This window comes from Yoonia sp. (genome assembly GCF_036007805.1).
Classification (GTDB): Bacteria; Pseudomonadota; Alphaproteobacteria; order Rhodobacterales; family Rhodobacteraceae; genus Yoonia.
Window position 1 is genome coordinate 1 of sequence record NZ_DASYOK010000130.1, and the last position, 18,703, is coordinate 18,703.

An 18,703-nucleotide genomic window follows, 5' to 3' on the forward strand; every position below is an offset into this window, starting at 1 on the left:
GGTAACACCTTTGGCGGCCTCTGATACCTCTCATGTCATAGCACTTTATGGAACGGCCCCCGTGGCGGACCCTGCCTTTAGCGGCTTCGAGAGCGTCAATCACAAGGGCCAGTTTATTGCATTGGCGACGGTCGATGGCGCAGCAGCCGCGCAGGCGTTACTTAATCAACACCTTGGCACGTCCGGTCTGGAAGAGGCTGCGATCTACAGTATCCGCCGCGATTACGGGCAGCATGACCGGACGCAAGCGCCGACTTAACCATTCTCATGGAAGTAATCATAGACTGTCTGCGCCAGCTTTGCTGACAGACCGTCCACTGCTTTCAAATCGGCCAGATTCGCACGCGCAACGGCCTTGGCCGATCCGAAATGCGCCAGCAGCGCGCGTTTGCGTGTGGCCCCGACGCCGGGCACATCATCAAGCGGCGTGGCCCCGATGGCCTTGGACCGCTTGGCCCGATGCGTACCGATGGCAAAGCGGTGCACTTCATCGCGCATCCGTTGGATGAAATAAAGCACGGGGTCATTATGGCGCAGCGCCATGACGGGTTTGCCGGTGCGGTGGAATTCCTCTTTGCCCGCGTCGCGGTCCTCGCCTTTGGCGACGCCGACCATCGGAATATCACTGACGCCCAGAGCATCCATGATCGCGCGCACAGCACTGACCTGCCCCTGTCCGCCGTCGATCAGCAACAGGTCGGGCCATGTGCCCATGGTGCGCTCAGGGTCTTCTTTCAGCAAACGCTGGAAGCGGCGGGTGAGCACCTCTTTCATCATGCCAAAGTCATCACCGGGTGTCAGACTATCGCCCTTGATGTTGAACTTGCGGTACTGGTTTTTGTCAAAACCATCCGGCCCCGCCACGACCATCGCCCCCACCGCATGGGCGCCTTGGATGTGCGAGTTATCATAAACCTCGATCCGCTGGGGCACCTTTTCCAGATCAAAGGCCTCAGCCACACCTTTCAGCAAACGCGCCTGCGTTGCAGTTTCAGACATCTTGCGTGCAAGGCTCTCGCGGGCGTTGCGGAGGGCATTTTGCACCAGTTCCGCCTTTTCGCCGCGCTGGGGCACCATGATTTCGACCTTGCGTTCGGCCTTTTCGGCCAGTGCGGCGGCCATCAGATCGTCGTTATCCAGACCATGTGACAGGATCAAAAGGCGCGGCGGTTCGCGGTTGGTATAGAACTGGCCGACAAAGGCCTCCATCACCTCGGACATATCCTCATCCCCGCTGATGCGCGGATAGTAATCGTGATTGCCCCAGTTCTGGTTGGCGCGGATAAAGAACACCTGCACGCAGGCTTGGCCACCGTCGCGGTGCAAGGCGATCACATCGGCCTCGGCTGTATTCTGCGGGTTGATACCTTGGGCCGATTGCACTTGGGTCAGCGCCTTGATCCGGTCACGCAGGGCGGCGGCGCGTTCAAATTCCATCGCTTCACTTGCGTCTTGCATCTGTTTGGCAAGCGTTTCCTGAATACCTTTGGTGCGGCCTTGCAGAAACTTTTCGGCGTCGCGGACAGACCCCGCGTAATCCTCTGCGGAAATCAGGCCACAACACGGACCAGAGCAGCGTTTGATCTGATATTGAAGGCAGGGCCGCGTGCGCGTTTCAAAGTCGCTGTCCGAACAATTGCGCAGAAGGAACACACGCTGCAGTTGGTTCAGCGTGCGGTTCACTGCACCGGCACCCGCAAAGGGACCGTAGTAATTCCCTTTCTGGTTCTTGGCACCCCGATGCTTTTTGATCATCGGGAATGCATGGTCTTTCGTGACCAGAATATTGGGAAAGGATTTGTCGTCGCGCAGCAGGACATTATAGCGCGGTTTCAACTGCTTGATCAGGTTCTGCTCAAGCAACAAGGCTTCGGTTTCTGTCCGTGTCGTCAGGAACATCATCGTTGCGGTTTCGCGGATCATCCGCGTGATACGGGGCGAATGATTGCCGGGGCGGGAATAGTTCGACACCCGCGCCTTAAGGTTGCGCGCCTTGCCGACATAGAGAACGCGGCTATCCGCATCGAGCATCCGGTACACACCAGGCGAGCTATCCAGCGTGCGCAAATACGCGTGGATCACGTCATATCCGGTGGGGATTGGCTTGGTGGGCTGCTCTGTCATCTGTCTGGTCTGTGATTCTGGTTTGTCTGCAATGGTAACGCACCGAGAACAAGAGGAAAGGCATCCACCGTTTCTGTGGATAACTCCGTGGGTTATTCTTGGGCAGGTGGAAATTTCTGTTGTATTTAGCAGGGTTCGGCTATTTGCGCAAAAAATAGGCACTTTCCCAAGGCATTGAAAAGTAACACTATTTTAATTGAGAATTCGTTAACACCTTGAAAAATAGGCGGTTTGTGACGTTTTTGTGAAGACGCAAGGGGGCAGTGCACAACTTGCCGCAGCTGTTATTCCAAACCCAACACGTCAGGCGTTTCCCACGCGAGGTGCTGGCCCCCGTCCACGGCCAGCATTTGCCCCGTAACAGCAGGCGCATCGAGAAAATATCCAAGGGCGGCGGTGATGTCGGCAGGGTTTGCCCCCCGCTTCAGGATCGTCGCGGCGCGCTGCCTCGAGAAGTGCTCTTTGCTCTGCCTGTGACCCTGCAATGTCGGCCCCGGGCCGATCCCGTTGACCCGCACGCGGGGGGCCAATGCCTGCGCCGCCGTACGCGTCATCGCCCAAAGGCCCATCTTGGCGATGGTGTAGCTCATGAACTCGGGCGTGAGTTTATGGATGCGCTGATCGAGCATATTGACGACAAGGCCACGGGCAATCGGTTCGCCCTCAGCGTCGGGCATGGCGTCCGGCACTTGTGCCGCGAAATGTTGCGTCAGCACGAAGGGCGCGCGCAGGTTGGATTCAATATGCCTGTCCCAGCTTTCGCGGGTAGCGGAGGTGACGCTGTCATGCTCAAAAATCGAGGCGTTGTTTACAAGGCAGGTGAGCGGTCCGCCCAGCGCCTCTGTCGCGCGGCCGATCAAAGCCTGCGTTGCGCCTTCGTCCAGCAGATCCGCCTGCAATGCCACGCCCTGACGCCCCAGCGCTGTGAGCTGGGCCACGGTGTCCTGCGCACCGGCCTCTGATCCGGCGTAGTGCACAGCCACATCAAAGCCGCGCTGCCCCAGATAAAGCGCCATTGCCTGCCCCAAACGCGCGCCTGCGCCTGTAACTAGCGCCTTCATTTCAGCTGCTTATCGCACTGACATGGCCCTTTGCCGATCCGGTACCGCAGGCATTTCGGGCATTTGGCCTGCGCCAGACGCGCCTGTCCCGGGAACCGCCATTTACCGAACAGCGCCAGCACCAACATGAAGGCCAGAAAGATAAAGATCGCTTTCAGGATCACAGGCCAAACCTCGCAAAAGCGGCGCGCTCTTCAATCCCTGCGACCGCATCGTCCATAATACGCGCACCAAAGCGGGCAAAGAGCGGCTTTTTCTGATCGTAGCGCTTAAATCGTACCTTGTCGCCAAATCGTTCTTTCATCACGGGCACCAGATGGCCGATCCCGTCGACCAAACCTTCATCGACACCTTTTTGGCCAATGTAGACTTCGCCAGTGAACAGATCAGGATTATCCGACAGCTTGGTGCCGCGCCGCGATTTCACGTAGTCGATGAAGGTCGCGTGCAGGTCTTCGAGCCAACCCTTGAGCTTTTTCACATCAGCGGGTTTTTCGGGCTTGAACGGGTCCATCATGGATTTGGATTTGCCGGCGGTGTGCACACGGCGTTCAATACCGATTTTTCCGATTGCGTCGGTTGCGCCAAAACCCGCGCTGATCACGCCGATGGATCCGGTAATCGAGCAAGGATCGACAAAAATTTCGTCCGCAGCACAAGCGAGCCAGTAGCCACCGGAGGCCGCCACATCCTCAACGAAAGCAAAGACAGGAATTTTCTTTTCGTCTGCCAAGCGCCGGATGCGTGATGCGATCAGGGACGATTGCACAGGCGACCCGCCCGGGCAGTTGATTTCCAGTGCGACGGCCGCAGGCTTGCCTTTGCCAAAGGCCTTTTCAATGACAGGCGCAAGGCCGGGGTTATCAAGCCCCCGACCAGAATTGACGATAGCGCCCTGAAGCCGGATAACGGCGACATAGGGCTCGGACTTCATGAATGGAATAAAACGTTTCATGAAGACTTACTTAGCCCTTCCAATGCAGGGCGCAAGGGTTACTGCCTGATCCGCCATCCCGTGCGGAAAATCCACCATATGACCATCAGACAGATTGCCGTGAACAGCGCTATCGCAAAGAGCGAGGCACCGATTCCCACATCCGCCTGCCCGAAGAAGGACCAACGGAAACCGCTGATCAGATAGACGACCGGATTGAACAGGGTGATGGTCTGCCAAACGGGCGGCAACATCGTGATCGAATAGAAAGACCCCCCGAGGAAAACCAGTGGCGTAATCACCAGCAGCGGGATCAGTTGCAGTTGCTCGAAGTTGCCTGCCCAGATGCCGATGATAAAACCCAAAAGCGCAAAACTGACACAGGTCAAGACAAGGAAAGCCATCATCGCGACGGGGTGTGCAATCTGGATATCCACAAAGAAGAACGACGTCACAAGAATCACAACACCGATGAACAGCGCCTTGGTCGCGGCGGCACCCACATAGCCTGCCACCACCTCAAGAAAGCTGATAGGTGCGGAGAGAAGTTCGTAAATCGTCCCGATGAATTTCGGGAAATAGATGCCGAAACTGGCATTGGTGGTCGCCTGGGTCATGACCGAGAGCATAATGAGGCCGGGTACGATGAATGCGCCGTAGCTCACGCCTTCGACCTCATTAATGCGGCTGCCGATGGCGGCGCCAAAGACGACGAAATAGAGTGCGGTGGACAGCACCGGCGAAATAAAGCTTTGCGTGATCGTCCGGAAGAACCGGCGCATCTCAAAGACATAGATTGTCCAAATCGCGTTCAGGCTCATGTGGTTTCCTTTACAAGGCCGACGAAGATGTCTTCGAGGCTGCTTTGTTGTGTTTGCAGGTCTTTCATCTGCAAACCGGCCTTTTGCAGGTCGGCCAGAAGGGTGGTGATGCCCGTTCGTTCGCCTTTGGTGTCGTAGTGGTAAAGCAACGACAAACCGTCGTGGGCGCGGGTAAGCTCATAGTCAGCCAACGCATCTGGGATCACCTCGACCGCAGCGGACAGTTCGATTTTCAGCTGCTTGCGCCCCATCTGTGCCATCAGATCGGCCTTGTCCTGCACAAGCAGGATTTCACCTTTGTTGATCACACCGACACGGTCGGCAATCGCTTCGGCCTCTTCGATGTAATGGGTGGTGAGGATGATCGTGACACCCGAGGCCTTGAGGTCCGCCACAACCTCCCACATGTCCTTGCGCAGTTCCACATCGACGCCGGCGGTGGGTTCGTCCAGGAACAGCACCCGGGGTTCATGGCTCAGCGCCTTGGCGATCAGCACACGGCGCTTCATGCCACCCGAGAGCGTCATGACCTTGTTGTCCTTTTTGTCGTAAAGCGACAATTGCTTGAGGATATCCTCAAGATAGGCATCGTTGCGGGGCTTCCCGAAAAGGCCACGCGAAAAGCGCACGGTGTTCATAACCGTTTCAAAGGGCTCAAGATTGATCTCTTGCGGAACAAGGCCGATGAGGGCGCGCGCGGCACGGAATGCTTTTTGCGTATCATGCCCGCCTACAGTGACGGTGCCCGAGGTTGGCACTGTGATCCCGCAGATCGTGGAAATCAGCGTCGTTTTGCCTGCGCCATTGGGACCAAGCAAAGCGAGAATTTCGCCCTCCTCGATGTCAAGGTTCACGGATTTGAGCGCCTCAAACCCGCCAGCATAGGCTTTGCGCAGATTTTGGACGGAAACGATTGCGGACATATTGGTGCCTTTGTGTTGGTCGCCGCTATCTAGCGCACCCAGCGCAAAAGAAAAACGCGCCACGGGGTGTGCGCAGGCGCACAGTGATCACGTCATCCGCGTCGCCACATCCAGCATCCGGCACGAAAAGCCCCATTCGTTGTCGTACCAGCCAAAGACCCGCAAGAGCCCGCCTTGGGTAACGCGGGTTTCAGGGAGTGACACCACAAGGCTTTCGGACCGCGCGCGCAGATCGGTTGAGACAAGCGGTTTGTCAGTCCAGCCGATAATGCCGGACTGGGCCCGCAAGACGGCATGGACGTCTTCACACGTCACTTGGCTGTCCAGCGTGACGGACAGATCAACGGCGGAAACAGAGGCGACGGGGACGCGCACCGCGGCAGCCTCGATCCGGCCCGCGATATCGGGCAGCACCTCGTTCAGAAGCCGCTGCGCAGAGGTCGTGGTCGGCACCATCGACAGGGCGGCTGCACGGCTGCGCAGCGCATCCCCCCGTGGCGCATCAATGCTGGGCTGGCTGCCGGTATAGCAATGGATCGTCGTCATCCAACCTGTTTGCAGACCCCATGTGTCATCAATGAGCTTCACCAGCGGAGCCAGCGCATTGGTGGTGCAAGAGGCATTCGAGACAATGGGCTGATCCTTCAACAAGGCCTCATTCGCCCCCAGCACAACGGTCAGGTCTGCGGCAGCGGACGGCCCCGAGATCAGCACCCGCCGCGCGCCCGCTTGCAGACCGCGCTCTGCAATGGCGCGGCTTTCGGCTTTGCCGGTACATTCAAGCAGGATATCAACATCTGACAGATCAAGCGTCGAGACGTCGACGGTCTGCGTGAGCGGGATCGCCCTTCCGTCAAGCACAAGCGCCCCGTCCGCATAGGCAACATCACCGGCATAAGGACCGAAAACGCTGTCGTATTCAAACAGATGCGCGCAGAGCGCGGGATCGGCAATATCGTTTATACCGACCACCTCGATATCCGGCCAAGCACCTGCCGCATGGGCCCGCAGCATTGTCCGGCCAATTCTGCCGAACCCGTTGATGAATACACGCACCATGTGATTGCCCTTACTGTGTCATCTTGAATGCTGCACCTTTCGCACAGGCACCACAAGCGAGGCTTGTCCGCAAACGTGTCTAAACGGGAATAAGGGAATCGCGCCGATTCTCACCGTATTCGTTGACAGAATCAGGGAAATACCCGGTTTCGACCACCGTCACGCAACAAAAGTATTGCGCAAAATGCCCAAAACGGGGGCATTCACCTTTGGCGAGACACCAACTTGAGACAGCTGATTGCACCATCCCCAAAGCCGTAAGTTTTCAGTTAAAACAAAGGCAAATAGGCGAGTTCCCGCCGGTCACTGTTTCTGCTGTCGGACCTAATGGTGCACAGTACAAAAGATTAAGAACCACTAAACAACAAGTTAGTGTCACTTTTTGGCCTAATTTGAATGAGACCAAGATGATCGAAGACGAATGACCGTCGTGTGAGTGATGTTTGAAAGCTGGGTAGACAGATGGCTAAGCCGCAAGTGAAAGAAGATACGACTGAAAAGGATAGCTTCGTTGATGAGTTGAAGCCGGGCACAAAGCTGATGCACGGCCAGTATACCATCGAGAGTTTTCTGAATGCCGGTGGTTTCGGCATCACGTATTTGGCCAAGGACAGCCTCGACCGTAAAGTCGTTATCAAGGAATGCTTCCCCGGTGCATTTTGCCGTCGCAGCCGTTATGTCGTTCAGGCCCGTTCACGCGCCCATCAGAATGAGCTCAAATCCATTGTCCGCCTGTTTGTTCAAGAGGCCCGCAGCCTCGCGAAGCTGAACCATCCGAATATTGTCGGTGTGCATCAGGTTTTCGAAGACAACGAGACTGCTTACATGGCGTTGGACTTTGTGACAGGTCGTGATCTTCTTGATACCATCGAAGACCCCAACCACGGCCTGAACGCGACACAGATCAAGTCAATCCTCAAAGAAGTATTGGGCGCGGTTGGGTTCATCCATGACCAAGGTATCCTTCACCGCGATATCTCGCCCGACAACATCCTGATTAACAAGGATTTCCATCCTGTCCTGATCGACTTTGGTGCCGCCCGCGAGGAAGCGACAAAGCAAAGCCGTGTACTGTCAGCACTGCGCGTTGTGAAAGACGGCTACTCGCCGCAGGAATTCTACATTGCCGGCTCCGAACAGAGCCCAAGCAGTGACCTTTACGCGTTGGGTGCGTCTTTCTACCACCTGATCAACGGTGATGTACCGCCGAACTCGCAAGCCCGCCTGGCTGCAATCGCGTCTGGCGAAACTGACCCGTATCAGCCGCTTGCAGGTCGTTTCGACGAATATGAGCCTTCTTTCCTTGCCGCAATCGACAAAGCCCTTGCTGTCCTGCCAAAAGATCGCGTCCAATCCGCCAAAGAGTGGCTGGAGATCATGGAGGGCGGGCAGAGCAATGTGACGCCGCTCAAAGTTGGCGCGACAACTGCTGCCGAGCCTCAAAAAGCCGCAACGAAAGCCGCAGTTGCCGCTGCACCAGCCAAGAAATCCAATATGCCAGTGTTGCTGGGTTCTGCGGCTGCAGTCGCCCTGCTGGTTGGTGTCGGCTTTATAACAATGACCGGCGGCGAAGATGCACCGGTTGCAGCGCAAGAACCTGTCGCCGCCGCAGCGCCTGCTGCGGTTGAAGCACCGACTGTTGCAGAAGTACCTGCCGCACCGGTTGTTGCAGAAGCACCTGCCGCACCCGCCGTTGCGCCCGCACCAGAACCAGCGCCTGCTCCTGAAGTAGCCGCAGATCCTGTCGTGGCCGAAGTGCCCGCGTTTCTTGCGCCACGCGAAGAGGCCCCTGCACCTTCTGTTGCCGAAGAACTGGCCGCGTCGGTTGCCACAGTGCAAACTCCGGTAATCTCACAAGAGCCAGCGCCAGAGGAGACCGCAATCGTCCCGCCTGCTGTTATTGAACCACCTGCGGTAGCCGTTGCACCAACACCAACAGTACGTCCGGCAGCACGCCCTGAAAGCGTTGAGATCGCGGCACTGCCTGCTCCTGAGCCGCTGCCAGAGCCTGTTGCGACACCACAGCCTGCCGCTGATCAGCCTGTATCCAGCGACGTTTTGCCAACTGCAACCCGTCCTGTAGAAGTGTCTGAGAGTGCGCCAGTCGCCCTGCCGACGACCCCAGAAAATATCGAAAGTGTCGGATCTGGTCCATCTGTCGAGATTTCCGCCATAATACCCGGAAACGAACTACCGCCAGTAGCCGCTCCTGTCACAGGGTCCTGGACTGTTCAGCTGCCTTTCACCGCCGCTGGCGCGCAATCGAACATTGTGGCCGAAGCCGGCCCGATCTCTCCCGTATGGGTTGAGCCCGGACTTGTCATCGTGGCCGTGAATGGCATTGGCATCGACGCGATCTCTGACATTCCAGAGGCACTTCGCCAGCAAATCGGCGACGCGGATCTCGCACCGACGATTCCGGTCGCATTCAACACAGTCAAGCCATCAACCGGTGATTTCGTGCAGTATAACTGGGTTGTTCCGGTCGTGCAGAACGTCACGTTGGTCGATGGGACCGCGTTCCAGACGGCATTCTCCGGTACAGGCTGGACAACATCTGTTGTGGCACTTGATGGCGTTGCACCAGGCGGGCTGGAAGTGGGTGATGTGATAACCTCTTATATTTCGACCGGTGAAACGATTGATCAACGCGACTCGATTATGAATATTTTTGAGCGTGAGCTCGCGGACGGAACGGAACAATTCAGTTTCGCAGTGCAGCGCGATGGCGGCCTTTGGGTGGCTTCGCACACGGTATCCGGCGCGGCAGAGTAAAATATGTCGAAGCGGTCCCGCAGGACCGCCCGACATCAGTAAATTGGAGGGTAGCAAGATGAAATTCATTCGTGATCTACTTGGAAAGAAGCGCAGCGAAACAAATCCACGGCGCGCGAGCTCTGTAGAATCGTTGGAACAATCCTATCGCGAGACGATCGGATCAATGGTGGATGAGGCCGCGCCTCTGGGCAAACCAGCCGTGGCTACTCCTATTCACACCGATACCAGAGCCGATGTGCGGGTTGTCACAGCAGAGCAGGCACCTGCCGCACCTGCCGTGCCATCAGCACCTGCAGCACCTGCAGCCGTGAATATCTGGGATCTTGAGGATGACGGAACATCGACCGCCCTTCCGGAACCAACAGCGCCAATTGCACCCGCACGGCCCGTCATTGCCCCTGTTGCGGAACAGGCTGTTGCTTCTGCGGCGGCTGCACGGTCGCCCGCGCGGTCGCGCCGGACGAAAACCCGCCTGATCGGCTTTGACAAATCCGATGGTGATGTTGTCGACCTGTTCAACGACGCCCAAAAGGCCGCACCCACCAAGAGCGTGCGCTTCCCTGTTGGCTGGATTGTTGTTGCCGAAGGACCGGGACGTGGCGAAAGCTTTTCCCTGATGGCTGGCATGTCACAGATTGGCCGTGGCGAGGATCAGGCGATCCAGCTCGATTTTGGTGACAACTCGATCTCGCGTTCGAATCACGCCGCAATTGTTTATGACCCCGACACCAAGGAATTCTTGCTCGGCCATGGCGGCAAGTCGAATATTGTGCGCCTGAACGACAAGCCTTTGATCAGCAACGAAACACTGAAAACGGGTGACGTTATCCGTATCGGTGAAACCGTGCTGCGGTTTGTTGCACTGTGCGACAAATCATTCAACTGGTCCGATGGTGCGACCGAGGAGGACGAAGATGTGGCGATCGCCTGAACCACGTTTTGACGTCGCATCTGCGATTTGTCAGGGTGGGCGTGACTATCAAGAAGACGCGATTGTCACTGATTTCCCGTTCGGGGCGGATAGTGGTGTTGTTGTGCTTGCCGACGGTATGGGCGGCCATGCGGCCGGTGACGTTGCCAGCAAGATTGTCGTCACCGAAGTCTTTAGCGAGCTTAAGTTCGAAAGCGCAAATTTTGCCGATTTCGAAGGTGAGATCCCACGCTTCCTGACCGAAGCTGCGGCGAACGCAAACGGCTATGTGCGTGAACATGTGCAAGCGCATCCCGAGACACGCGGCATGGGGGCGACACTTGTCTCCGTCGTTCTGGTCGAGAACCGGATGTACTGGATGTCGATTGGCGACAGCCCATTGTACCATTATCGCAATGGCACGATGAAGCAGTTGAACGAAGACCACTCGATGGCGCCACAAATCGACTTTATGGTCCAGCAAGGTTTGCTTGATGAGGCAGCCGGCAAGAACCACCCTGACCGTAACTGTCTGACATCGGTCATTTTGGGTGATCGCGTGACGAAATCGGATTGCCCGAAAGTGCCCTTCGAATTGCAGGTCGGTGACATCGTGGTCGTCTCAAGTGACGGTCTGCAATATCTGGAAGATGCAAAGATCCAGAAGATCCTGCACCGCTACCGCCGTAAGAAGGCTGCCGAGATTGCGGGCTATCTGCTGGAGGCAATCGAGGCGCTGGCTGACCCCGATCAGGACAACTGCACGTTCTCGGTGATCAAGCTGAATCACAACAAGCCGGTCATCCGCGCAATCCGCGCCAAGCCCGTTGGCCATGTCGATCATCAGACCTCGACCGTCACACGCGTTGTCGAAATGGACGACATTGAAAAAGTTGCGGGGAAGACGCAAAAACCCAAGGAAGTCGCCGCAAATAGCGCGCCAACCGTGATTAAGGAAGTAAGACCGCTCAAAAAGGTCGAGCTGAACGATGAAACCGATTTGACACAGGAGGTTGATGCGGCTGAGCCGCCGGCTAAGATAGCCGCCGGAGGCAAATAATGTCGAATCAATCACTGGGAAACCGGGTCCAAACAGAATTGAAGCAGGCCGTGCTAAGTGGCCTGCTTCCTGATTCTGACCACGAAAAAGCGGAACTGCTGCTCGAGCGCCTGCAAAAGCCGGTACGCTTGGCCATCCTTGGTATGCCAGAATCGGGTAAATCCAGATTGCTGAACTTGCTTGTGGGCGCAGATGTGATCCCGCAAGGGGTGCACCTGCCAACGATGCAGCTGGTTTATGGGGACAGCGAAAAATCGGTCTGCACGTTGGCTGACGGATCCAAGGAAGTCTTCAATGCGGTGGATGCCGACATGATCGCGGGCCTGTCCCCGGTTTTTGTCGAAATGCAGATGCCTCTGCCGGCCCTGAACAAGATTTCGGTTCTCGAGGTCGTCGCCCCCAATGACACGAACGCGGTGCACCGTGCATCGCAGTGGGCCTCCAAACGAACGGACGTCGCACTTTGGTGCACACGCGGCTTTACCGAACCTGAACAGCGTATTTGGGCCACCATGCCTGACCTGATCAAGGATCACGCGTTCTGCATGGTCACACATGCCGATTTTCTGAAAGCACAAGGGCTTTATGAGGCCGCAGTCGGCGCAATCTCTGCGGCTGCAGGAGATGAATTCAATGCGGTTCTCGCGATTGCGACGAACCAGGCGCTTTCAGCGCGGCGCGCGGATGGCACCGTCGACAAGGACGTCATGCGCGAAAGCGGCGGGTCTGCGCTGATATCGGCAGTCCTCAAACAAGTAGATCGCGGCCGACAATCAGCGGTGGATCAGGGTGATATTCTGCTGCACCAACATGCCGATCTTTTGGCCCCCCTGAAAGATGCGCCAGTTGCACCTGCACCTGCACCTGAACCCGAGGTCGAGCCTGAGCCTGCTGCGCCGGTTGCTGCACCCGAGAAAGCACAAGCAGAGGCGCCGAAAGCGACAGAAGCCCCCGCTGAAACAAAGCCGGCAACACGCGATGCGATTTCGCGCCTGCGCGAGATTGCCGCGCGCAAAAATGTGTCCCGCGATCTCGCATTCGAGGAAGCCGCAAAACCTGCGGAAACGCCCGCAGCAGAACCAGAACCGGAACCCGAGGCAGCGCCAGAAGAAGAGGTACCTGTCGAAGTTGCCGCAGAACCGTTGCAACCTGCCACACGCGACGCCTATGAGCATGTTATCGCCTACCTTGAAGAGCGCGGTGCAGAGCTTGCGTCTGTGTTGGAAAAACAAGGTGAAGATGGACCTGCCGAAGTCATGACAATGGCTGTGGACCAGATACAGTGGCTGTGTGATTATCTGAACGAAAACGGTGATGCCGCAGACTCATCATTGCAACGCACCCGCGACACCGCTTTTGACGCCGCAGACATGGTGCAATTGATGCAGATGGAAAAACAAGGCACCGCAGCCCTTGAAGCCATCAGCCTCATGCTCCAGATTAAGCGTGAACTGCAAGCTGACCTGGCTGCGTAACCTGCGTTGTCGCTTGTGAAATTTTTAAGTTAAGCGCCATACTTTTGCCGTGCGGATCTGTTTCCATTATGGCAATAAAGACGGTGCTTTTCTTGCTATTTAGCGACGAGCAGGACCGCGCAACGCTGTGGTACGATGAATTTGTTAAGGACGGACAAGGATGAAGATGGAAGAGGTCGCAAATGGGGATGGTCTTGCAATCCCGCCGGAGCAGCTCCCCTTCATGCGCCTTGGGCTGGAGAAGCTGGACCGCTTCCACGATGAGGTTGTCGACCTCGAAGCGACGCTTGCGGATGTCGTAAAGCTTGGCGGCCAGGACGCCGAAAAGAAAGCCTCTAAACTTATCAAGCAGTTACGCGCTTTTGAGCCAAGCATTACGATGATTGGCCAGATCAAGTCGGGCAAGACGTCCTTGGTGAATGCCATGGTAGGCCGGCCCGATCTTTTACCTGCGGATGTGAACCCCTGGACGTCTGTTGTCACCTCGCTTCACCTCAACGCACCTTTGCCGGATGATGCGCCAACGGCAACCTTTCAGTTTTTCAGCCAAGGTGAGTGGGATCATCTCGTCGAGAACGGCGGCCGAATCGGCGAATTGTCCGAACGTGCCGGTGCTGACGAAGAGCTTGAGAAAGTGCGTCAACAAATTGCCGAAATGCGCGAAAAGACAAGGCAACGCTTGGGTCGCAAGTTCGAACTGTTGTTGGGACAAAAACACAGCTACGCCGAGTTGAGTGACGAATTGGTGCAGCGTTATGTCTGTATGGGCGACGACTTCGAAGATCTCGAAGAAGAAGACCAGCAGGGCCGCTTTGCCGATATTACAAAATCCGCTGACCTATATCTGAACGCGGACTCGATCCCGATGTCGATCTGCCTGCGCGATACGCCGGGCGTGAATGATACATTCATGATGCGGGAACAGATTACCATCAACGCCCTGCGCGATAGCCGTATATGCGTCGTTGTTCTGTCCGCCCATCAGGCGCTCAGCTCGATGGACATGGGGCTGATCCGTCTGATTTCGAACGTGAAAGCGCGCGAGGTTGTGATCTTTGTAAACCGGATCGATGAACTGTCTGATCCCGGCGCACAGGTTCCCGAGATCCGCGACAGCATTTTGCAAACGCTGGCCGACAACAACGGACCAGAAAACCCCGAGGTTATTTTCGGCAGCGCCTATTGGGCGAATATGGCCCTATCAGAAGACCTAGATGATATTGTTGCCGACAGCGCCGAGGCCATGTTCAACTGGGCCGAAGCAGCACTAAGCGCGGAAACGGCCAGCATGGAGACGAAAGAGCTTGTCTGGCATCTTTCCGGTATCCCCGAACTTTATCGCGCGCTGTCCGAACGTATTTCGGAAGGCCCCGGTGCAGAAATCCTGTCTGCATCGCGCAAACGCGCGCTGAACCTCGTAGGCGGTGTGCGCGCGTCCAACGCTGTCGTGTCGATGCGCCTGGATGGTGACACCGTCGAAGTCATGTCGAGCGACAAGCTCTCGGCTCACCTTGATCAGTTGGAAACCGCATCCATGAAGGCCCTTGACGAGCGGCTGGATATTGCGTTTTCGCAGTTCGGGTCGCGCGTTGACCAATCCCACAAACGCTTTCTGGATCGCGCTTTGGAATCCCTGCTGCAGCATCTGGAAACCAATGGTGAGGAAGAGATCTGGCAGTACAGCCCTGACGGGCTGCGCATGTTGCTGCGCACCAGCTATCAGGTGATGCGGCGCAATGTGACTGCAAGTTGCCAAGACGTCTATGCAGCGGTCGCCGGTGATCTTGCCGACACCTATCGTTCGGCATTCGGTGTCGATGTAGAGAACTTCACGATTACGCCGCCTGCCCCGCCGGAAATTCCGGCACCGGTGTCGCTGGGCCAAACCATTGCGCTAGACCTGCAAACATCATGGTGGAAAGGGTGGTGGAAACGCCGCAAGGGATACCGTGCCTTTGCAAGCGGGTTTTATGATCTGATCGAAGCGGAAACAGCCCCGATCGTTGACGAACTGAAGATACGGCAAGCAGATGACATCCGCGCACGTGCGCAATCGGAACTGCGCGAGTTCCACGCCGAACAGCGCGCCATTCTTGAAGACATCAGTAGCAAATCCGAGATCGCGATTGACGATTTGGAAGACATTTTCGGTATTACTGCCCAGCAGGAACGCGATGAGCTTTTCGACTATATCTTCGAAGAGCTGAGCGAAACGAAGCCTCTGCTCGCAGTGGGAGTTGATAAATGAGTGTTGGTGAAACAAATTCCGGCGGACGCCGCAAGCCACGCATTGCCCTGATGGGCGAATTCAGCGCGGGCAAAAGTACGCTCTCTAACCTGCTGATGGGCCAGCGCCCGCTGCCGGAAAAGGTAACCGCGACACGGTTGTCGCCTGTCTGGATTTCCTATGGTACCCGCGCGCCTTACCGCGTTGACGTCGATGGATCAAAAGAACCCGTCACGCTCGCGGAACTGGAAAGCATCCCTGTCGAGCAAACCCGCAATATCCGCCTGTTTCTGGAAGCCGACATTCTGGAAGTATGTGATCTGATCGACTTTCCGGGCATTTCGGACCCAAACATGTCATCCTCTGTTTGGGAACGGATGTTGCCTGAAGTGGACGCCGTGATCTGGTGCACGCATGCGACACAAGCGTGGCGCCAATCCGAGGCCGCCGTTTGGGAAGACATGCCGCAAGCGGTTCGCGAAAACTCAATCCTGCTGATTACGCGGTTTGACAAACTGAACACCGAAAAAGATCGCGGTCGCGTGATCAAACGTGTGACCCGTGAAACGCAAGGACAGTTTGGTGCGATTTTCCCTGTCTCGCTATTGCAAGCCATTCAAGCGGGCGAAGACTATGAACTGTGGGATGCCAGTGGCGCAGGGCCCTTTACCGCCCATTTGATTGACGTGATCGAGCGGCTGACAGCGCTCACCGCACGCACCGAGTTACCCCTCTATAACATGGATAGCCTGAGCGATATTCCCGCCCCCGTCGCCGCGCCGGTGCTGCCACGCCGCGTTCAGCGTGCGTCTGATAGTGGCCGTTCATCGCGGGAACGTGCACCTGCAGAGACCACAGCGGAAGACCCTTTATCCTCTGTCGACCGGATCTTGCGTTCATCATAATGCGGCGCGGTTTTTTGCAGCCCTTCCACAATCCTCATATTTGCCGTACTCATAGCCATGCGTAGTTAGGAAGCGAGCTGCAGATGGTTGTTGATGAGTTGGACGCTTTGCGTGAGAAATTTGAAGGCTGCACTGCGGTTGCCTTCGCAGATCTCTCGACGAAAATGATCCTTGTAACAGACTCACATTCAAATTTGCGCCGTGAGGCGCTGGATGCCCTGTGTGAAGAGGCTGCATTATTGTTGGGCGCAAATGGCAAGCCGGCATTGGCGGACAAGCCAAGCGGGATGGCCTCTGTTGCGAGTACGTCGCAGTTGCGCGTCTTTTTGCGCGCAGAAGATGAACCGAATGATGTTCTTTGTTGTATCTGCGGCCCAAAGATGGATGCAGATAAATTTGTTGCTGACGCCTGCGCATGCCTTGACCGCATCAGTAGCGGTGAATGAAAACACATAACGAAGAGCTGGAAACTGGCTTATGAGCGAACCCAACGCTTTGGCACAAAAACTCGCTGTTTTGTCTGCGCGGGAAGTCGTGGATCAAACAGGCGCGCGCATGATTTCGGAGGGCGGATCGCCGTCCCCAGTGGCCGCGATCCTGCGCGAGGTCGATGATACCGTGCTTGAGCGCTGTCTTGCTTTTCGCTGTGATGGCACAACCGTCCGGATCATCGCGGCAGGTCGCCGTATGCGCGGAATCCTGAGCGTTTCGCCCAAATCCAATGCGGATGTCATCGGTCAGGTTTTGTCCCGCGAAGATCCCGATGTTGTTCAGGCTGCGCATGACCTTCTGGAAGAACTCTGCGGCAAAGCAGAAAACATGACGGTCCGCAGCCTGCCTTCCGAACCCTTTGGAAACAGCGGCGAACGCGGCGTTTCCGCCCTTGGTTTGGCCGAACTTTGGGGCGTCGCACTAGCCGAAGTGGACAGCACCCCCAAGCCACCCATGGAACAATTCCTGACGGTGAACGCCCCCGCGTTTTCATCCGTACTCCACATCTGCGACGGCGAGATCGTTGCAAAAGAAGGGGATTTCGCAGCGTTACAGGCCATCTGGAGTACGCAGGTCGAAGCATTCCGCGAAGCGCACAAGAAAACGCTGCGTGGTGAGGAAGCCGCCCAGTTGATTTGTCTGGATGGTGCCTTTGATGATGGCAATTCCGCAGCGCTGGCCCTTTATGAAGGTCATGTCGCATTGATCTCTTATGAAGCGGAACGTTTTGGGGCGATGCAGGCGTCCTGGCAACGGATATTCGCGTAATGCACCCTGCAGCCGCAGAAGCCCCCGCCGCGCCGCATTTCTTCGACGGGTTTGAAGAGCGCACTCTGGCCACACCCGAGGGCGATATCTTTTACCGCATTGCCGGCAACGGACCCCCGCTGGTGCTGCTGCATGGCTATCCCCAAACCTCTGCGATGTGGCACGCGATCGCACCTGTTCTGGCAGAGACCTATCAGGTCATATGCCCTGACCTGCGGGGTTATGGCCGGTCGTTAAAACCGACAACAGACGCGACGCACAGCCCCTACGCCAAACGGGCAATGGCGGGCGATGTCTTGGCGCTGATGGACCATTTGGGCCATGATCGCTTTCTGATCGGCGCGCATGATCGCGGGGGCCGCGTGGCACATCGTTTGGCAGCGGATCATCCCGAACGGGTGGTCGCGCTTTCTGTGCTGGACATCGCGCCCACGCGCGAGATGTACCGCGGCGCAGGCAGCGCCTTTGCGCATACCTATTGGCATTGGTACTGGCTAACCCTGCCACATCCGTTTCCGGAAAATCTGATCGGTGCTGACCCTGCCTTTTTCTGGCTCAAGAAATGCGGTGCGGGTTCTGCGGGACTGTCGCCTTTCGTGCAGCAGGCGCTGGATGAATACCTGACCTGTTTCGCAAAACCCGAGGCAATCCACGGCGCCTGTGAGGATTACCGCGCCGCGGCAACCATCGACATCGCGCATGATGATGCCGACCCGACAAAGCTGCAAATGCCGCTCTTGGTGCTATGGGGGCAGGACGGCGCGATCGAGGCACATTTTGACTGTCTCGCCCTTTGGCAAGAGCGGGCAGAGGACGTGCGCGGCTGGGCCCTGCCCGGCGGTCACTATCTGGCGGAACAACACCCCGACAAAGTACTTGAGGCGTGGCTGCCTTTCTTTGCCGAGGCCAGCGCCTAGGTGAGCCGCGCCGGGAACCCTTCAGCCCGCAAATCAGTATCGAGCAGGTCTTCCAACAGCTTCACGATCATCGGCGATTGCGCGTCTCCGCCATAGGCTGCGCGGGCTGCCACATAGGTTTGTTCGGTCGCGGCGGCCAGTTCAAGCGGCACTTCGAATTCGCGGCCAAAGCCCATGGCGAACCCCAGATCCTTCAGCGCCAGATCAATGTTGAAGGCCACGTCGTAAGATCCGTTTAGCACCAGCGCA

General features: G+C 56.9%; 18 protein-coding genes. 10 read left to right on the forward strand and 8 right to left on the reverse strand.

Annotated features, from left to right (window positions below; all coding sequences use genetic code 11):
* Positions 1-259 (forward strand): hypothetical protein (locus tag VGP75_RS07160; RefSeq protein ID WP_327542998.1); only part of this gene is annotated, 259 nt, incomplete at its 5' end.
* On the opposite strand, the gene uvrC is transcribed toward VGP75_RS07160, so the two are convergent.
* From uvrC to VGP75_RS07195, 7 genes are all read right to left on the reverse strand, one after another.
* A complete protein-coding gene (gene uvrC, locus VGP75_RS07165) occupies positions 256-2,124 on the reverse strand; it encodes an excinuclease ABC subunit UvrC (protein WP_327542999.1) in 1,869 nt (622 codons plus the stop codon). The two genes, VGP75_RS07160 and uvrC, sit on opposite strands and share 4 nt — an antisense overlap.
* A gap of 284 nt (positions 2,125-2,408) precedes the next feature.
* Complete coding sequence (locus VGP75_RS07170) at positions 2,409-3,185, reverse strand: SDR family oxidoreductase (RefSeq protein ID WP_327543000.1); 777 nt, start codon at positions 3,183-3,185, stop codon at positions 2,409-2,411.
* A complete protein-coding gene (locus VGP75_RS07175; RefSeq protein WP_327543001.1) occupies positions 3,182-3,349 on the reverse strand; it encodes a hypothetical protein in 168 nt (55 codons plus the stop codon). The genes VGP75_RS07170 and VGP75_RS07175 overlap by 4 nt, the downstream gene beginning before the upstream one ends.
* On the reverse strand, positions 3,346-4,140 hold the full coding sequence (locus tag VGP75_RS07180) for a S49 family peptidase (RefSeq protein ID WP_327543002.1): 795 nt from the start codon (positions 4,138-4,140) through the stop codon (positions 3,346-3,348). Before VGP75_RS07180 ends, VGP75_RS07175 begins: the two co-directional genes overlap by 4 nt.
* A gap of 38 nt (positions 4,141-4,178) precedes the next feature.
* Entirely contained in the window at positions 4,179-4,940 is a 762-nt protein-coding gene (locus VGP75_RS07185; protein WP_327543003.1) for an ABC transporter permease, read from the reverse strand.
* Positions 4,937-5,863 carry an ABC transporter ATP-binding protein gene (locus tag VGP75_RS07190; RefSeq protein WP_327543004.1) on the reverse strand — a complete coding sequence of 309 codons (927 nt, stop codon included), beginning with the start codon at positions 5,861-5,863 and terminating at the stop codon, positions 4,937-4,939. Before VGP75_RS07190 ends, VGP75_RS07185 begins: the two co-directional genes overlap by 4 nt.
* An 87-nt stretch (positions 5,864-5,950) precedes the next feature.
* Positions 5,951-6,922 (reverse strand): type I glyceraldehyde-3-phosphate dehydrogenase, encoded by a 972-nt coding sequence (locus VGP75_RS07195; protein ID WP_327543005.1) that lies wholly within the window; start codon positions 6,920-6,922, stop codon positions 5,951-5,953.
* A 462-nt stretch (positions 6,923-7,384) separates the two neighbouring features.
* Between VGP75_RS07195 and VGP75_RS07200 the strand changes: the two genes are divergently transcribed.
* The 9 genes from VGP75_RS07200 to VGP75_RS07240 all read left to right on the forward strand — a co-directional run bounded on the left by VGP75_RS07200 (position 7,385) and on the right by VGP75_RS07240 (position 18,454).
* Positions 7,385-9,697, forward strand: a complete 2,313-nt coding sequence (locus tag VGP75_RS07200; RefSeq protein ID WP_327543006.1) for a serine/threonine-protein kinase — start codon at positions 7,385-7,387, stop codon at positions 9,695-9,697.
* A gap of 58 nt (positions 9,698-9,755) precedes the next feature.
* Positions 9,756-10,631 (forward strand): FHA domain-containing protein, encoded by an 876-nt coding sequence (locus tag VGP75_RS07205; RefSeq protein WP_327543007.1) that lies wholly within the window; start codon positions 9,756-9,758, stop codon positions 10,629-10,631.
* On the forward strand, positions 10,615-11,670 hold the full coding sequence (locus VGP75_RS07210; RefSeq protein WP_327543008.1) for a PP2C family protein-serine/threonine phosphatase: 1,056 nt from the start codon (positions 10,615-10,617) through the stop codon (positions 11,668-11,670). Before VGP75_RS07205 ends, VGP75_RS07210 begins: the two co-directional genes overlap by 17 nt.
* On the forward strand, positions 11,670-13,145 hold the full coding sequence (locus VGP75_RS07215; RefSeq protein WP_327543009.1) for a hypothetical protein: 1,476 nt from the start codon (positions 11,670-11,672) through the stop codon (positions 13,143-13,145). The genes VGP75_RS07210 and VGP75_RS07215 overlap by 1 nt, the downstream gene beginning before the upstream one ends.
* A 160-nt stretch (positions 13,146-13,305) precedes the next feature.
* Positions 13,306-15,393, forward strand: a complete 2,088-nt coding sequence (locus tag VGP75_RS07220; RefSeq protein ID WP_327543010.1) for a dynamin family protein — start codon at positions 13,306-13,308, stop codon at positions 15,391-15,393.
* Entirely contained in the window at positions 15,390-16,277 is an 888-nt protein-coding gene (locus VGP75_RS07225) for a dynamin family protein (RefSeq protein WP_327543011.1), read from the forward strand. Before VGP75_RS07220 ends, VGP75_RS07225 begins: the two co-directional genes overlap by 4 nt.
* 83 nt (positions 16,278-16,360) lie before the next feature.
* Positions 16,361-16,723, forward strand: coding sequence for a hypothetical protein (locus tag VGP75_RS07230; protein ID WP_327543012.1), 363 nt, complete (start codon positions 16,361-16,363; stop codon positions 16,721-16,723).
* A 31-nt stretch (positions 16,724-16,754) separates the two neighbouring features.
* Positions 16,755-17,537 (forward strand): hypothetical protein, encoded by a 783-nt coding sequence (locus tag VGP75_RS07235; RefSeq protein WP_327543013.1) that lies wholly within the window; start codon positions 16,755-16,757, stop codon positions 17,535-17,537.
* Complete coding sequence (locus VGP75_RS07240) at positions 17,537-18,454, forward strand: alpha/beta fold hydrolase (RefSeq protein ID WP_327543014.1); 918 nt, start codon at positions 17,537-17,539, stop codon at positions 18,452-18,454. The genes VGP75_RS07235 and VGP75_RS07240 overlap by 1 nt, the downstream gene beginning before the upstream one ends.
* Here VGP75_RS07240 and VGP75_RS07245 read toward each other — a convergent pair.
* Positions 18,451-18,703 (reverse strand): NAD-binding protein (locus VGP75_RS07245; RefSeq protein WP_327543015.1); only part of this gene is annotated, 253 nt, incomplete at its 5' end. The genes VGP75_RS07240 and VGP75_RS07245 overlap by 4 nt on opposite strands.

Coding starts and splice junctions, on each gene's coding strand:
- uvrC (WP_327542999.1), bottom strand. CDS start 2,124: ATGACAGAGCAGCCCACCAAGCCAATCCCCACCGGATATGACGTGATC.
- VGP75_RS07170 (WP_327543000.1), bottom strand. CDS start 3,185: ATGAAGGCGCTAGTTACAGGCGCAGGCGCGCGTTTGGGGCAGGCAATG.
- VGP75_RS07180 (WP_327543002.1), bottom strand. CDS start 4,140: ATGAAACGTTTTATTCCATTCATGAAGTCCGAGCCCTATGTCGCCGTT.
- VGP75_RS07185 (WP_327543003.1), bottom strand. CDS start 4,940: ATGAGCCTGAACGCGATTTGGACAATCTATGTCTTTGAGATGCGCCGG.
- VGP75_RS07190 (WP_327543004.1), bottom strand. CDS start 5,863: ATGTCCGCAATCGTTTCCGTCCAAAATCTGCGCAAAGCCTATGCTGGC.
- VGP75_RS07195 (WP_327543005.1), bottom strand. CDS start 6,922: ATGGTGCGTGTATTCATCAACGGGTTCGGCAGAATTGGCCGGACAATG.
- VGP75_RS07200 (WP_327543006.1), top strand. CDS start 7,385: ATGGCTAAGCCGCAAGTGAAAGAAGATACGACTGAAAAGGATAGCTTC.
- VGP75_RS07205 (WP_327543007.1), top strand. CDS start 9,756: ATGAAATTCATTCGTGATCTACTTGGAAAGAAGCGCAGCGAAACAAAT.
- VGP75_RS07210 (WP_327543008.1), top strand. CDS start 10,615: ATGTGGCGATCGCCTGAACCACGTTTTGACGTCGCATCTGCGATTTGT.
- VGP75_RS07215 (WP_327543009.1), top strand. CDS start 11,670: ATGTCGAATCAATCACTGGGAAACCGGGTCCAAACAGAATTGAAGCAG.
- VGP75_RS07220 (WP_327543010.1), top strand. CDS start 13,306: ATGAAGATGGAAGAGGTCGCAAATGGGGATGGTCTTGCAATCCCGCCG.
- VGP75_RS07225 (WP_327543011.1), top strand. CDS start 15,390: ATGAGTGTTGGTGAAACAAATTCCGGCGGACGCCGCAAGCCACGCATT.
- VGP75_RS07230 (WP_327543012.1), top strand. CDS start 16,361: ATGGTTGTTGATGAGTTGGACGCTTTGCGTGAGAAATTTGAAGGCTGC.
- VGP75_RS07235 (WP_327543013.1), top strand. CDS start 16,755: ATGAGCGAACCCAACGCTTTGGCACAAAAACTCGCTGTTTTGTCTGCG.
- VGP75_RS07240 (WP_327543014.1), top strand. CDS start 17,537: ATGCACCCTGCAGCCGCAGAAGCCCCCGCCGCGCCGCATTTCTTCGAC.